16 protein-coding genes and 4 pseudogenes are annotated in these 14,583 nt (G+C 35.7%); 12 read left to right on the top strand and 8 right to left on the bottom strand.

What is annotated here, in order from left to right; genetic code table 11:
* The first annotated feature begins 81 nt into the window (after window positions 1-81).
* Genes AA980_RS06030 through AA980_RS06020 form a run of 3 tightly spaced genes read left to right on the top strand, consistent with a single transcriptional unit; the run spans window position 82 to window position 1,778 of the window.
* Window positions 82-1,023, top strand: a complete 942-nt coding sequence (locus AA980_RS06030) for a hypothetical protein (RefSeq protein WP_024027715.1) — start codon at window positions 82-84, stop codon at window positions 1,021-1,023.
* Window positions 1,024-1,045: 22 nt separating this feature from the next.
* Window positions 1,046-1,249 carry a hypothetical protein gene (locus tag AA980_RS06025; protein ID WP_024027714.1) on the top strand — a complete coding sequence of 68 codons (204 nt, stop codon included), beginning with the start codon at window positions 1,046-1,048 and terminating at the stop codon, window positions 1,247-1,249.
* Window positions 1,236-1,778: a DUF6241 domain-containing protein gene (locus AA980_RS06020; protein WP_024027713.1), complete on the top strand. Its 543-nt coding sequence runs from the start codon at window positions 1,236-1,238 to the stop codon at window positions 1,776-1,778. The genes AA980_RS06025 and AA980_RS06020 overlap by 14 nt, the downstream gene beginning before the upstream one ends.
* 276 nt (window positions 1,779-2,054) lie before the next feature.
* Here the strand turns inward: AA980_RS06020 and AA980_RS06015 are convergent, their stop codons facing one another.
* Window positions 2,055-2,540, bottom strand: coding sequence for a DinB family protein (locus tag AA980_RS06015; protein WP_024027712.1), 486 nt, complete (start codon window positions 2,538-2,540; stop codon window positions 2,055-2,057).
* A 286-nt stretch (window positions 2,541-2,826) separates the two neighbouring features.
* Between AA980_RS06015 and AA980_RS06010 the strand changes: the two genes are divergently transcribed.
* From AA980_RS06010 to AA980_RS06000, 3 genes are all read left to right on the top strand, one after another.
* Window positions 2,827-3,225 carry a VOC family protein gene (locus tag AA980_RS06010; protein WP_024027711.1) on the top strand — a complete coding sequence of 133 codons (399 nt, stop codon included), beginning with the start codon at window positions 2,827-2,829 and terminating at the stop codon, window positions 3,223-3,225.
* Window positions 3,226-3,631: 406 nt separating this feature from the next.
* Window positions 3,632-4,228: a GNAT family N-acetyltransferase gene (locus AA980_RS06005; protein ID WP_024027710.1), complete on the top strand. Its 597-nt coding sequence runs from the start codon at window positions 3,632-3,634 to the stop codon at window positions 4,226-4,228.
* 293 nt (window positions 4,229-4,521) lie between these two features.
* On the top strand, window positions 4,522-5,034 hold the full coding sequence (locus tag AA980_RS06000; protein ID WP_024027709.1) for a GNAT family N-acetyltransferase: 513 nt from the start codon (window positions 4,522-4,524) through the stop codon (window positions 5,032-5,034).
* Between the two features lie 75 nt (window positions 5,035-5,109).
* On the opposite strand, the pseudogene AA980_RS05995 reads toward AA980_RS06000, so the two are convergent.
* Window positions 5,110-5,561 (bottom strand): annotated as a pseudogene (locus AA980_RS05995) (SRPBCC family protein).
* A 156-nt stretch (window positions 5,562-5,717) separates the two neighbouring features.
* Window positions 5,718-5,975, bottom strand: a complete 258-nt coding sequence (locus AA980_RS05990) for a hypothetical protein (RefSeq protein WP_024027708.1) — start codon at window positions 5,973-5,975, stop codon at window positions 5,718-5,720.
* A gap of 362 nt (window positions 5,976-6,337) precedes the next feature.
* Between AA980_RS05990 and AA980_RS05985 the strand changes: the two are divergent.
* Window positions 6,338-7,608 (top strand): annotated as a pseudogene (locus AA980_RS05985) (MFS transporter).
* A gap of 120 nt (window positions 7,609-7,728) precedes the next feature.
* Here the strand turns inward: AA980_RS05985 and AA980_RS25670 are convergent.
* Entirely contained in the window at window positions 7,729-8,049 is a 321-nt protein-coding gene (locus AA980_RS25670; RefSeq protein ID WP_024027707.1) for a hypothetical protein, read from the bottom strand.
* Between the two features lie 422 nt (window positions 8,050-8,471).
* Window positions 8,472-9,083 carry a CGNR zinc finger domain-containing protein gene (locus tag AA980_RS05975; protein ID WP_024027706.1) on the bottom strand — a complete coding sequence of 204 codons (612 nt, stop codon included), beginning with the start codon at window positions 9,081-9,083 and terminating at the stop codon, window positions 8,472-8,474.
* A gap of 143 nt (window positions 9,084-9,226) precedes the next feature.
* Between AA980_RS05975 and AA980_RS05970 the strand changes: the two genes are divergently transcribed.
* The gene (locus AA980_RS05970; protein ID WP_024027705.1) at window positions 9,227-9,691 is read left to right on the top strand and encodes a hypothetical protein; all 465 of its coding nucleotides are present in this window, start codon (window positions 9,227-9,229) and stop codon (window positions 9,689-9,691) included.
* Window positions 9,692-10,138: 447 nt separating this feature from the next.
* A complete protein-coding gene (locus AA980_RS27140) occupies window positions 10,139-10,291 on the top strand; it encodes a hypothetical protein (protein WP_156351173.1) in 153 nt (50 codons plus the stop codon).
* 163 nt (window positions 10,292-10,454) lie between these two features.
* Here the strand turns inward: AA980_RS27140 and AA980_RS05965 are convergent, their stop codons facing one another.
* Both AA980_RS05965 and AA980_RS27735 read right to left on the bottom strand, forming a co-directional pair.
* Complete coding sequence (locus AA980_RS05965; RefSeq protein ID WP_024027704.1) at window positions 10,455-10,907, bottom strand: SRPBCC family protein; 453 nt, start codon at window positions 10,905-10,907, stop codon at window positions 10,455-10,457.
* 82 nt (window positions 10,908-10,989) lie between these two features.
* Window positions 10,990-11,148 (bottom strand): annotated as a pseudogene (locus AA980_RS27735) (IS1595 family transposase); the annotation flags it as partial.
* A gap of 352 nt (window positions 11,149-11,500) precedes the next feature.
* On the opposite strand from AA980_RS27735, the gene AA980_RS05960 reads away from it, so the two are divergent.
* The 3 genes and pseudogenes from AA980_RS05960 to AA980_RS26805 form a co-directional block, all read left to right on the top strand.
* Complete coding sequence (locus AA980_RS05960) at window positions 11,501-12,133, top strand: YjgB family protein (RefSeq protein ID WP_235815127.1); 633 nt, start codon at window positions 11,501-11,503, stop codon at window positions 12,131-12,133.
* A 126-nt stretch (window positions 12,134-12,259) separates the two neighbouring features.
* A complete protein-coding gene (locus AA980_RS27730; RefSeq protein ID WP_024027702.1) occupies window positions 12,260-12,697 on the top strand; it encodes a hypothetical protein in 438 nt (145 codons plus the stop codon).
* Window positions 12,698-13,026: 329 nt separating this feature from the next.
* Window positions 13,027-13,104, top strand: a pseudogene (locus tag AA980_RS26805) (DNA alkylation repair protein); the annotation flags it as partial.
* 78 nt (window positions 13,105-13,182) lie between these two features.
* Here AA980_RS26805 and AA980_RS05950 read toward each other — a convergent pair.
* Window positions 13,183-14,382 (bottom strand): hypothetical protein, encoded by a 1,200-nt coding sequence (locus AA980_RS05950; RefSeq protein ID WP_024027701.1) that lies wholly within the window; start codon window positions 14,380-14,382, stop codon window positions 13,183-13,185.
* Window positions 14,383-14,583: the final 201 nt, after the last annotated feature.

Below are 14,583 nucleotides of genomic sequence, written 5' to 3'. Positions count from 1 at the left end.
TTAACAGCTGTTATTTTTTTGTTGATTTAAGTAAAGTTGACATCATTTGTTACCGCTAAACATTATAGAGGAGGAATGGAAATGTATTTTAAAAATTATGAGACCAGCCTAAGGGAGCTACCATTAAAAGGGGGATACGAAAAGGAGGATTTACTAACAGAAGAGTTTCTGTATGCAAAGGATGGAAAAGTAGAAGTTTACTGGGCTCCTTTTGAATTTATAAACAAAGATGCGAAAGTCATTATTCTAGGGATTACTCCTGGATGGACACAGATGGAGCTTGCCTTTAATTACGTCCGTCACCATATTCAAGAAGAAGAATATGAACAAATGATTTGTAACGCCAAAAAAAATGCTAGTTTTGGCGGTACCACGATGAGAAAAAACCTCATTGATATGCTGGATGGGATAGAATTACACAAGTTTTTAAATATTGAAAGCTGTGAACAGCTTTTTAATGAGAAGCATTCTTTACTACATACCTCATCGGTTCTAAGATATCCAGTGTTTATTGATGGTGAAAATTATAGTGGCAGCAGTCCAAAGCTTTTTAGTCAAAAACTTTTCTTAAAAATGATCGATGAATTATTAGTTCCTGAACTAAATGATCTAAAAGATGCTGTGATCATCCCTACAGGTAAAGTAGTCTCAGATGTATTGAAGTATTTAGTGGACGAGGGGAAAATCATGAATAAAACGATCCTTTATCATTTTCCACATCCATCTGGAGCGAATGGTCATCGGAAAGAGATTTATGAAACGAATAAAAACATCTTTAAAGACCAGTTGAAAGATGCTGCAAGTAGGGGGCAATTTCAAGAACCAATCAACCAATTAAGACCGAATGAAGATCAAATGGCTGAATTAATTAAGCAATTAAAAATCATTGGGGAGGAGTTAAAAAGAGGGAATGATCTGAGGGAAAGAGATGCCTATTATGAAAAACGTGTAGCACACCTTGCGGACGAGATTGAACCCTTTGATCATAAGATTGCATTGGTCATTGATCACTTGCTGAGATAGACGAAAAGGAGTGTTAAGTAACATGGAAAAGAAGCTGAAAAACATTTACAAAAAGCAATTATTTATTGATTTAGTGAAACTTGGCCATGATTTTCACCACAGCATGCGAAACAAAAACAATCCCAAATATCAAGTTTACGTCATGGTGGATACTCCTAAATTAAGGCAAGACTTGGTTTGGCTTTCAGGTCAAACTTACATCGAAGGTTATTATGGGGAAAAATAAGCTTGCACTCGGGATTGTATTTGCCATTCTTATCTTGGGGATTGGATATTATGTTTCAACTAGTTTCATGGGAGCTAAAGAAATGGAAGTGAAAGAGCCCATCGAAAAAAATGAAAAAAAGGATGGTAAGGAATCCGTGACTACTGTTGCTGATGTTATGGAGGATGACGAAAAAATTGAATCCCAAGTGGAGAAAGAATTCCCTTTAGGAATGACTGAAGCTGAGATTCAAAAGGCGATTCATTCTATGAGTCATTCTAAAGTATACGCCGAGCAGAAATGGACTCATTTAGAACCAACTCAAGAAAGAATTGATAGATTACTAGATGTTCTTGATCGTAATCATCTGGATTTGAATCATCGTGACCTATACATAAGCATTTTAGAAAGATGGAAAGTAGGTGACTTTAGTAAGGCTGTTTCAGACCATAATAAAATTTGGAATCTTCAAGGAGGAACAGTAGGGAAGGCAACAAGATTACTAAGGGAAGAAGAGGAGGCGGAGTATAGAAAAGAAAACTTTGAATAATGAAATCCTTGCTATATTATTTCTTTGGCTAGCGCAATTCAGCAAATGAATAACAATATGCTGAATGCTTCATGCTGTCTTAGTATCCGTCCGAAGTAACACCTGGGAACTTATAGCACCACAATTGTTGTGTTTTTGTATAAAAAAAATATAGCCGAATTCATAACGATTGAATTCGGCTAATTACTATCGTATTTATTTTCAATCGTTCTTCCAGTGAACTTCTCCTATTAGTACAACAAGAAACACGACTTAAATTTTTTTCTATTGTAGTGATTAATTATTAAGATGCGAGGCAAGACCACGACCAATAAGGTTCGCAGAAACAGGCTTTTTCCCTATTTCCCTTGACCAAATGGATAATTGTCCTATATGGTGAATTTCGTGGGCAATGACATGACGGATAACCTCTCCCCATGTATCTGTTACCTTGCTTCCATCTGGCATAGTATCATAAAATAAATTATTTTCCATGCTTACATCCCAGTTGTTTACAAATTCCTCCACTTCCTTACGAAATTCAGCGTCCAATTTTCGTACCTTATTCAAGCTATTGTATTCATCAAAACTCTCCTGAAAGTCTGGTTTACCTTCTAAAAGGCGTATCCAGCTCCACTCCACATCAATAATATGGAATAATGTATGCAATATGCTGCCTACTCCGCCAGTTCGATTGCGTAGTAGTTCTTCTTCACTTAATTCTTCGCACCATCGATACCAATCTTCCCTGACCATCCAGTTGTATTGAAAAAATGTTTGCAATCAAATCCCTCCATATTCTATAAAAAAACAAAACTTACTCCGTTATTACAATTTCAACTAACTTGGTATAATTCCTCCCTTAATTTTTGTTATTTTAACAAATAACCAACGAATTTGTATTTCCCAACCCAACAACCTCAATTCTGATACCTGCCCCCCGGCGTGTTGCTGCATTAACGATCAGGGGAGCAGGAACCGATTTCTGTGTACCGTGTGAAAGGAAACAGCAATTCGTATAACCTTATATTGAATGCTACAATGAAGAAACTAAAGGAGTTGATTTTTAATGAAAAAAATTACACCATTCTTAATGTTTCAAGATGGTAAAGCAGAAGAAGCGATGAATCATTACGCTTCAATCATTGACGATTCAGAAATTACCAGTATTGTTCGCTATGGAGCGAATGAATCTGGAGACGAAGGAACTGTCATGCAGGCTACTTTTTCCTTAAAAGGGCAAGAATTTATGTGCATTGACAGTAATGTGAAGCATCAGTTTTCCTTTACTCCTTCATTCTCAATTTTTATTACTTGTGATTCAGAAGAAGAAATTAACAGCCTATATCAGAAACTTATCGAGGGTGGACAAGCATTAATGCCAATTGGTGATTATGGTTTTAGTCAGAGGTTTGGTTGGGTTAATGATCGGTTTGGAGTATCGTGGCAACTAAATCTTCCTTCGTGAAAGTCTTAAGTAAGCTCTTCCCTGCAATATTATCGAAGTACCTAAAGCCTAATTTCTCACTGTTAACACTGAGAAATTAGGCTTTTAATTTTTGAAATTCCAATGGGTGTAGTCACCTTTTCCTTCATACACCTTTTTTTAACTAGGTTTACAAGTGTTCCTTTATTTTTATACCGATTAAAAGCAATCAATCTATTTAAATCTTTAATGGATAAGGTCGACGGATTAATTGCCAATTCGAATTCATTTTTAATTCTGTCGATTAAAGAAAGGGCATATTCGATTTGTTTCGAGGTTAAGGTGTAATCGTCCCTCTTTCTTATTCTAATTTTTAATTTTTAACCTATCTATTGTTCTGTATTTTGTTAAAATTAATTTATTATCCAATAATTAGGGGGAGACATGGTTGGAAGATAAAATATTAAAAATTGATTATAGCAACTATTTTTGGCAAGACGATAAAGTTAGAATACGTGCGATGCATCCAGAAGATTGGGAAAGAGAATATATTGGACAGTTTGATACTTCTGTACGCCGTCTTTTATTATGTTCTACTGAGCTACCACCTACTATTACAGGTTCTAAAAAATTTGCAGAGGAAAATGCTGATTTTTCTTCATCAAAAGGAAGAATAATGTTTATTATTGAAGATTTTGCAGGTAAAAGCATAGGTGAAATTAATTTAAGCAGGATCGATGAGAGAAATGGAACGTTTAGTATTGGAATTGCAATTGATAAGGAAAACCGTGGTATGGGTTATGGTACCAGAGCGATGAAGATTCTATTAAAGTATGCATTCCTTGAACGAAGGCTTAATAAATTCGATGCCTATGTTCTTGAAGGAAATGATGCTTCAGCTAAGATGTTGAAAAAACTTGGGTGTATCCAAGAAGGTGTGCGTCGACAGGCTGTTTATATAAATGGGAAGTATATGGATTTTATTTTATTCGGATTAACGAAAGACGAATTTATTGAAAACCACAAGGAAGAGTCAAATTTATAAAATGGTATTCTTATTAAACTAACTTCCCTTTAGTTGAAGACAATTTGAATGTTAATTGGTCCATAAATAACGCGAAAATGGCTTGTCAAAACTGATGTCAGTTTACAAGCCAATTTTATTGCCAAGTATATGATATGCACCTCAAAACGGAGCCCTTTATTATTTTACAAGGTCGGTATTTCCTTATAGTAAATTAACATCGTTAATTATCCTAGCTTAGGTTAATTAATAGAGGATTTTTTGGCTTTCATAAAGAAAGAGTAAATAATAAGTAGTGAGGGGATGAAGAAAATTTGGAAGCAAGTAACCATATCATTCAGATAAAACCTTGGGAGGATAATGACCTTGATTTACTTTTTCGTATAAATGCTCCAGAAATGATGCAGCATCTTGGAGGTCCAGAGAGTAAAGAGCAGATTTTGAAACGGCATAAACGATATCTTGAGCTTGGTAATAGGGCACGGATGTTCAGCATTATCATGTTGCCAGAATTAGATCCAGTAGGTTCTGTGGGTTATTGGCAAACTACTTGGAATAATGAAAGTGTATATGAAACTGGATGGAGCGTTCTTTCCACTCATCAAGGGAAAGGAATAGCTACAAAAGCAGTAATGTTAGCAATAGAAGAAGCATCTAGTGAGAACAAATATAAATATATTCACGCATTCCCATCGATAGATAATCCTGCTTCTAATGCAATTTGTCGTAAGCTTGACTTTCAGTTTATCTCTGAATGCGAATTTGAATATCCACCAGGAAGCTTTATGCGGTGCAATAATTGGCGTTATAACTTAATTGGAAAATAGCTAATTTTCAGCTATTTTTTGGCTCTGAAAAATTTAAATGTTGGTTTTTCTCAAATATATAATGAAGTGGTTCCATTACTTTTTTTCATCTATCCTTTTTAACTCTTTTGCACGATTTACGATGAAATTTCTCATATATTTTTCTAAAAATAATCTATCTGCAATTACTCCAAAAATACCAAAAGGAGATTTATAATAAAAAGTATCTTTCATAATAGTCCCTGTGTCACTTTCTATAAATTCGTGTGTATGTGTAAATGAGTGGAATGCTCCCTTTACCATAACATCTGTAAATTTATATGGTTTTTCCATTTCTATTATCTTAGCAGTTAATTTTTATTTTACTCCAAGATGGATGGCTTCCCATGTAACTTATCGCCATTTTCCATCAGTCCAACTGTAACTCCATCAATCGCTCTTTCCTTTGTTTTACTTATTGTTTCTGTGTGTACATCTACGTTTCTCGCAAGGTCAAAACAAACATTGATAGGTGTATTGATAAAAATATCGTGTTTGATTATAGGCATATAATTTACCTTTCATTTATATAGTGTTTGAAATCAGATAAGCTACCTTCAGTTTATATCACGTTCCTTATATACTTCTGCTTCACGTCCATCACCATTGGCATATTGATTATGCACTTTTAGTAAGATTGTTGTTTCAGAAATGGTGGAAAAAACTTAACGAATGACTTTATTCTTATGTTTTCTCCTTAAAATTTCAACTAAAGCTAAAATCGATAGACCTATTATTACTGTTACGATATGAAAAAACCATTTCTTTTCATCGGGAATATTGTCTTTTATAATTCCAAAACCTGCAATAAATGAATTTGCTCCAATAAGAGAGTTCCATCCATGTCCAATTAATATGTACTTTCTATAAAAATGAAATGATGCAATCATAAAAATTACAAAAAATAAAATTTCAAAAATCACAATTTTTCTCCCTAAATTGTTTTTAATAGTTGAATTTTATCATACTAATTCCTTGTTTTTTGTTTGAAAAAATTACCATATCATAATGAATTGTTCCTACCACCATTTTGACTCATGACAGTGCGGTGGGGTGGAAATTCAGGAACAACCATCCGTTTGTTATCGGGTTTGTTAGCTGGTTATTGAAAGAAAAATAGATTGAAAAATATGATAATTACGATTATAATCCAACTATTCAATAAAACCCTTGAATAGTTGGATGGGGTTGCGCTTTCAGAACTTAAAGAACGGATGCTTTTCGTTTAGCGGAAGGTGTCCATGTTTGGGAGAAATAACAGAATAATGAATTGAGGGCCTAACCAATGTCTAGTAAATCTAATGCATTGAACCAGAGTTATATAGATTCCCAAGAAATACAAAAAACGTTATACAAACGTACATTAATGATTGTAAGTATTTCACAAATTTTTGGTGGTGCAGGGTTAGCAGCCGGAATTACTGTGGGGGCACTGCTTGCACAGCAAATGCTGGGTACGGACGCATATTCTGGTCTTCCTTCCGCTTTATTTACTTTAGGGTCAGCGGGAGCTGCTTTATTTGTCGGGAGACTTTCGCAACGTTTGGACGACGTACAGGTCTGACAGTTGGTTTTATGATTGGTGGACTTGGAGCAATAGGAGTCATAATTGCAGCCATATTAAATAATGTTTTTCTGTTATTTCCTTCGCTGCTTGTTTATGGAGCAGGGACAGCAACAAATTTACAAGCCCGTTATGCTGGTACGGACTTAGCAAATAGTAAACAGAGAGCGACTGCTATTAGTCTCACAATGGTGTTTACAACATTTGGTGCAGTTGCTGGTCCAAATTTAGTAAATACAATGGGGAATGTTGCTCTTTCTATCGGTGTTCCATCACTTGCTGGACCTTTCATTTTATCAGCAGCAGCATATATCTTGGCAGGTCTTGTACTTTTCTTAATGCTCCGTCCAGACCCATTAGTGATTGCAAGAACGATAGAGGCCTCCAACCAAGAACATAAAGCTAAAGTCCATTTGGCATCTATTGATCAAGTGGAGAATAAAAGAGGTATTATCGTTGGTGCGACAATAATGGTTCTTACGCAAATCGTTATGGTCGCAATCATGACAATGACACCAGTCCATATGAAGCATCATGGACATGGCTTGGGTGCTGTAGGTCTTGTAATTGGCTTTCATGTATGTGCAATGTATCTTCCTTCACTGGTAACAGGTATCCTTGTTGATAAGTTGGGGCGAATTACAATGGCCATTGCTTCTGGTATTATTTTGCTACTTGCAGGTTTAATATCAGCGATTGCACCAGGTGATTCTATGATTCTTCTAGTAATTGCTCTTTCATTCCTTGGACTAGGCTGGAATTTTGGCTTGATAAGTGGGACTGCACTAATTATTGATTCAACTGTAACTTCAACACGAGCTAAAACCCAAGGTACCGTCGATGTTTTAATTGCATTATCAGGAGCAACTGGGGGAGCCTTATCTGGAATGATAGTGGCTGGTTCAAGTTATGCAACATTATCATTGGTTGGAGGAATTTTATCCTTATTACTGATACCAGTCGTAATCTGGTCTCGCGGCAGTAAAAAATAAAACAACTTTATGTTAACCCTGTTCTATTGTTTTGGATAGGGTCATTTGTAGGGTGAAAAAGGATAGATAAGGCATATTTTATGCTGCTCATCTATCCTTTTTTATTTACCCCTGCTTAACTTATTTTTTCTTTTTGACTTTTACTAATCCTTTTCCAAAATTACCTTTTTCAAAATAGCATATGACCACATCATCGACTTGAATATCACCATCTGATTCGATACTTTGAGTTGAAAAAATGATCCCTGTCCCGTCCTCACTTTTTCCATAGTACTGTTTGCCTTCGATTTTGTTAATTTTATATTCTACTGTAATGTATTCAGAGGAATCATTGCTATTCGTACCTGGATTGTTAACAGGAGCAATTGTATGGTTTCTAAATAAAACTAATGCTATTAACACTAAGGAGAGCACCCCAAGGATGATCACTCTTTTGAACATACTTCTCAACCTCCCTCTATGTATTGTATGAGATGGATGATGAAAGTAAATCCTACTATTTTCCTTTGGTCTTTATACCTAGTGTTTCTTACAAGTCGTGCAAAACCCAGGTTCAAAAAATAATCGCTATAGCCTAGTAATATTTGAACCTGAGCGTTTCCATTTATTCGAGTGCGAAGGGGTTCATGCAGCGATTTTCAAAAATAAGTACGTATCAGTACAACATTTTCACTAGAGTTTTTTGGTTCCATTGGCCGATTAGATGCCGACAACTAAAAGAAAATTGAACAAAATGTGAAAATAGCCCCCCAGATTTTTTAAAGAAGTGGGGTAAAGAGGGATTAGAATCTCTTTTTATTTTCCATCAATTTTTACATCTAGGCCCGTTTCTTCTTATACCTCAAGAATTGCAGCTTCTCAGACTATTTCTTGTTCTGATAAAACCGTCGGGATTTAGCACGGTTCCCGCAGTCGGCCATCGAACACCAACGACGGCTCCGATTACGGCTCGTATCGAAGAAAAGCCAACCACAAGAATCGCCTTCACATTGGTTTACGCGTTTCAGGTCCTTTTCTGAAGTCAAAATCTCAACTGCAGACTGGACAATCGGAGGAAGCATTGTATCAAATGCCCCTTCTGGAATGTCAATTTGCATTGAAAAAACGTTTCCCAGCTGTACAAGATGCATCCGTTGATAATAATGATGTATCACTTTATTAAGGTTTGTCAGGTCCTCTGGATTGATTAGTTCCTCTTTTGTGAAAGAACGAAATATCCGGTAAATCGCTTCCCGCAGTTGAATAGCTTGGGCAAGGGTCTGTTCAGCTTCTTGTGGATCGTGTAAAGATTTTTTCAGGAGGAGCTGAGCCTGCTTCTCCTCTAGAATTCCGGCATGGAGGCTCCAGTCTATTAGTTTATCGTAACTCGTAAACCAATCCCGCCTTTTATCATCACTATCGCGCCAGCTGATCGTATTTACAAAATCGAGACATAAACGCTCGCCGACCATCATATATTTGTTTGTTTCTGACATTGTGAAAACTCCTTTATTTCATATAACCATCATAAACTATATTGACAGTTATATTCAACTTGATTAAAATATAACCATCTAAATGATTTTAGATGGTTAGTTGGAGAATCTCTAGTTTTTATCAAAATTTAGGAGGTAACGAGATGTTAAGGGAATCTTTCAAAGTGTTGTTGAAGGAAACATTTGATGGACCTGGTGGGAATGGAAGCTGGTACACTGAATCAAAGCCAGGAAGCGGCATTTTCGGCACGCTCGAAAAAGTATCTGCAGAAGAAGCATCAATACTGGTCCAAGGTACCACTATTGCAGCACACATAGATCATACCCGATATTATCTGTGGGTGGCGAACGCCTTTATGAAAGGTGATAAACCAGAGCTTGATTGGTCGGAATCATGGAAAATCTCAACCGTGGATGAAAGTACCTGGTCAAGGTTTAAAGTCGAACTTCAAAACGTGTACACTACACTTCTTGAAAACATCAATTCATTCACCTCCTTTGACGAACAGACCTTAAACGGTATCTTAGGGGCATTAGCACACTCAGCCTACCATCTTGGAGCAATCCGTCAAATGACCAAAACCATTAAAGTCCCAAGCCAGACATAAATCACATCCCAAATAAAAACAGCGATCCGTATTCAAACGTTTCGCTGTTTTTAAATTGGTTGTCTCGCTGTATTAATATCGACGAACAGAAAACGGGTCTAAAAAGGCGAAAATATGAAACTATAACAACTTCAAATAGACCATTTGATTAATGAGCTATGATGCAACTGTTTCTTAAATGCTTTACAGAGATTTTTTGTAGGCACGCCAGCTTCACCTCGTTTTTTATCATTTCGTGGATGCCCAGGACAGTTAACGCCTTTGGCAGTCCAGCAGCATAACCGGAATCTGCATGTTGGATGAAAGAATGATACATAAAGAGGGTCCGTAGATCGTAAACGTGGCAGCCTAGAGAATTGTATTGCTATTGAATGGATCAACCAGGAAAATACTAAACTTATATTTTATGGAATTTGTGTTATCATAGAGAAAAGGAGTTGATCAAAAGTGTCTAAAGAAAAGGATGAAAAATCCAGAGAAATTAGAGAAGATAGGTTTACATGGAAAGCCGGTGAAGTGACTTTCATACCACCTAATGAAACCCAAAAAATTATCGAACAAGAACGTAACCAAGAAAAGGATGACAGCAAGGACGAATAAAGAAATTGCCGTTAAGTAGTTTCTTATATCAAATACAAGTAGAATAATCGCTGATGTTATGAGAATGCCCTGCAAGAAATCATTTAATAAATCTATTTTTTAATAAAAGGCTTTGTTAAATTTTAATGTTGATTTTTCTCAAAAAAATAATGAATCGGTTCCATTACTTTTTTTCAGCGATCCTTTTTAACTCTTTTGCACGATTTACAATAAAATTCCTCATATATTTTTCTAAAAACAATCTATCTGCAATTACTCCAAGAATGCCAAAAGGAGATTTATAATTAAAAGTATCTTTCATCATAGTCCCTGTGCCACTTTCTATAAATTCGTGTGTATGTGTAAATGAGTGGAATGTTCCCTTTACCATAACATCTGTAAATTTATATGGTTTTTCCATCTCTATTATCTTAGCTGTTAATTTTTGTTTTACTCCAAGATGGGTGGCTTCCCAAGTAACTTTATCACCATTTTCCATCAGTCCCACTGTAACTCCATCGATCACTCTTTCCTTTGTTTTACTTGTTGTTTCTGTGTGTACATCGACGTTTCTCGCAAGGTCAAAACAAACATTGATAGGTGCATTGATAAAAATATCGTGTTTGATTATAGGCATATATAATTTACCTTTCCTTTATTTAGTGTTTGAAATCCGATAAGCTTAAACTATCATAAGTATCGGTCATTTCAAATACAAATGATGATAATAGAAAAACTTCTATTACCTCAACGATACCTTCAAATAGCTCAAAGTCCATTTGTTTTAAGCCACTCAACAATTTGTACCTTCAATAAAAAAGTGTAACATAAGTAGCTCCTATGATTTCAATAGATTTTCGTAGGGAATAACATTTAATGATACAATTGTTTTCATGTTTCCATTGGGGAGATTGACTATTGAAATTCTTACTTCAATTTGCTGTTTAGCTTTGATTGGTGAGAATTGTGGATATTCTCGAAAAGAATTTTGTAATTTATGTAACGATTTAGGTCTTCATTTCGTTTTAAATAAATGAAAGGGGGGTATATATAAGACAATATTCCGAAAGCTTCCTCAATGGATTACTTGAAAATCCCTGAACTTACGTGACGAACTTCTTCACTTAATGAGGGATTGAGAGTGGAAGGAATAATCCATTTTACTATGTAAACAAACTTCTTCAATTATTTTTATAAATTGATCGAAAGGATGTAAAAAAATTGAAAAGAGTGGTAAAAGCTAGTTTTATTTCATGTTTATTAATACTTCTAGTAGGCTGTACTGGTAATCAAGAAAGCCAAGCTACTACGTCTCCTCCTAAGCAATCCACGCCTAGTCCAAGTCCAAGTCCTCCCAATCAAAACCAACAAAATAATGAACCAAAAAATCCTGCCAACAATCAATCAAATCCACAAGAAAACGCGGTTGTTAATAAAAATGCGGCATTGATACACGAAATTGTCTCACTTGCGAAAGTTGGAACGGTCAAAAATTGTAGTTTTCCTGCACATACAACGGTTATTGATCAGGTAATTTCAAAGTGGGGTACTGCGGATCAACAAGATTTTGTTGCAGGAAATCGATATTTCACGTATACCAGTCATGGAATTGTATTCGGTGTGAATAAAGGAGAACAAATCTTTGATGTACGCTCTTATTCCAAAGAGATTCAACAAATCACATTTGACGAGATAAAGGACGTACTCGGCAAACCAAATGAAGTTCACAATAATGGCGCGGACAAAATTTGGGTGTATAACGTGAATGAGAAATTCCAATTAAAATTCGTAGGTTCAAAAACTACTATCGACCATATTTTAGTCTTCTGTCCAGCAGATGCAAAAAATCAAATGGCAGGATGAAAAAATAAAACAGGTGAACATTGTAAACCTTTTTGCACCTCATAAGTAAATTGAGATAGTTAAAGGTTTTGTTTGGAAAATATTGTATAATTTAATCGAGGCTTAGATAATAGGAGTGATTTTTTGTTGAAACACACGAATATTTACCTTATCATCAGTATTATTTTCGCAATGTTTCTAATAGGCTGTACAAACAAATCTCCGAATGAATTTAAATTAAATCAACTTATTAGAGTAGATGTTGAAGTGGTTAAGGCAGACGAAAGTTATGAAAAAGCTGTAATGATTACTGATGAAGAAACTATAGATGTGTTAAGAAAAACATTTAAACAAATTAAGTGGGAACCAAATACAAAACCTAAAATGGCTAGAAGAGAAGATGTAAAGGCAATTTTATTTTTTAAGTTTGATGAAAATATGTCTGAAAGGTTATTTGAATACGAGATTTGGTTCAATCAAAGCAATGGTACCGCAACAATTATTAGTAATAATGAAAAAGAAGGGTATGGAACTTTAGATAAAAATAATGCAAAGACATTAGAAAATATTTTACTCAATAAATAAAGAACAGGAACATAAATAATACAGTTGCTAAAAAATAACTAGGGGGATTGGATGAAAGAGTTTAGGTATACTAAAAGTTTAGGAGAGAAATTAATAATCAATAGAGGTATTCAATGAAGGTATATAGACTAAAAAGGCAGTTTCATGGATAGAAAAAAGGAGCACAGTTTTACCTGGTAAGCGAATCAGAATTTATCGGGGTTAAAGAGTTTGTATTTTAACGGAAGAATTAACAAATAGGATAATAATCAATGAAAGCGATTTTAGTAATAATTTTAAATACATAAAAGAAATCTTTTAACGAATGAAAGATTTGTATTGGTATTATCCTAAATGCTTATGAAAGTATTCAAAAAGAAGTCGATAAGGGAAGGCTTGGTTTTAAACGCAAGTATGTTAGATGTTAAAAAGAGCCTTGCGATCGCGTAACAACGTACCTGTCCCTTAAGAGATTTTTTGATGGATTATTAAGGAAATGCCCCGTTTTACTGGTCCTTTTTACGTAGAACTTTTCCAAGAAATATTGGTTTAAATTTTATATCCTTAACGATAAAGTCCTTTGGATCAATTTGTTTCCCTGTTGGCGGAGGAGGAGTAGGGGGAGCGCCAACTTTTCTTTGCAATGTTATCCCATCGGGTTCATGAAGTGGCGGATTATGTTCGTCGGGATCAAAGATCTTTGGCGGTTTGATTTGCCCCGTTGAAAGTGCACTGGCATGATCCATCACTGCATTGATGAGTTTGGTGTAATCTTGAATTGCTTTATTAATATCCTCTTTTGCAGGCAGATTCTCAAAAAATTCTGGATTTCGGTCTGCAAATTGAAGATCATTTTTCGCCTGGATAAAATGCATCTTCTGATTTCGCGCGTCACGAATGGCAAATAGGAAATTTTCTTGTTCTTCCAGGGGTGGCGTAGGCAGCGGCAACGTATCATAGGTTGCAACTTCCGTCTCGTATGGAAAAGCGCTTGCTTTTGCAATTGCGGGAAATGCCTTAAATCGAGCGAGAACTTCACTTATTTCAACGGTGGGAGAGATTTCAGGTCCGCTCCCTGCACATTGATACATCGTTGCATGATACTCCGATTTCGTTTCTTCTTTACTGTTTGCATTTATAAAGCTGGTCTTAAAACTTCCTGCTGCAGCTAATCCGTTAAATTCTGCCTCTAATCCCAATGATAATTTGCTCTGTTGGCTTGAATTGACTGAAGTGATTCTTATGACAGCGTAAAATTCTCCACCGGTTTGAAGACCTCTTACAAAACTGTCTCCAAAAGCCCTCTTAAATTCATCAAATCGGTTTGCATTTAGAAGTGCTTTTGCCGTGTCCGATACTTTAAAATTCTTCCCACGGGAAATTGGGTTTTGGACGGTAACACCGGCTACAAGAAATGTTGATGTTGAATTGTAATTGGAGGATTCGGAAAATTTAGCTTTCAGTGAACCAGAAGCCAGCCCATATCTTCCTGAAGCTTCGAACGACATTCCGAGACTTTCCATCAGTTCTTCATGTGAGTTGATGATTGAAATGGATGAAAAGACCTGTTGCCCGTTAAAGACTGGGTCGGGAATGGTAAAACCCTCAAGTGCCGTACCAACGGCCAGTCCTGTCTCGCTATTAAATCCCATACCAATCTCTTCTTTGTTAAACACTAGATTTCGAATCTGCTTCACAGGCGGCATTGAATCTCCTCCCTTACCTTTTTATTATTATCATTTTATGTAAGAGTTTTCCTTAAAAGAACTAGGGTTTTTTAGAAACCAAGCTCAGCTTTTTTTTCATAGGCATCCGTGTCTTTGAACGCACAAAAGCAATTAAAGATTCGATTGAAAAATGTCAGGAGAAAAATATTTGCTAGTTTTTCAGGGTCCTTTTCTTCAAAA

The organism is Neobacillus vireti (assembly GCF_001026695.1).
GTDB classification, from domain to species: domain Bacteria; phylum Bacillota; class Bacilli; order Bacillales; family Cytobacillaceae; genus Neobacillus; species Neobacillus vireti.
Note: the sequence above shows the minus strand (reverse complement) of the source record. Positions and strands in the feature narration are given on the sequence as shown.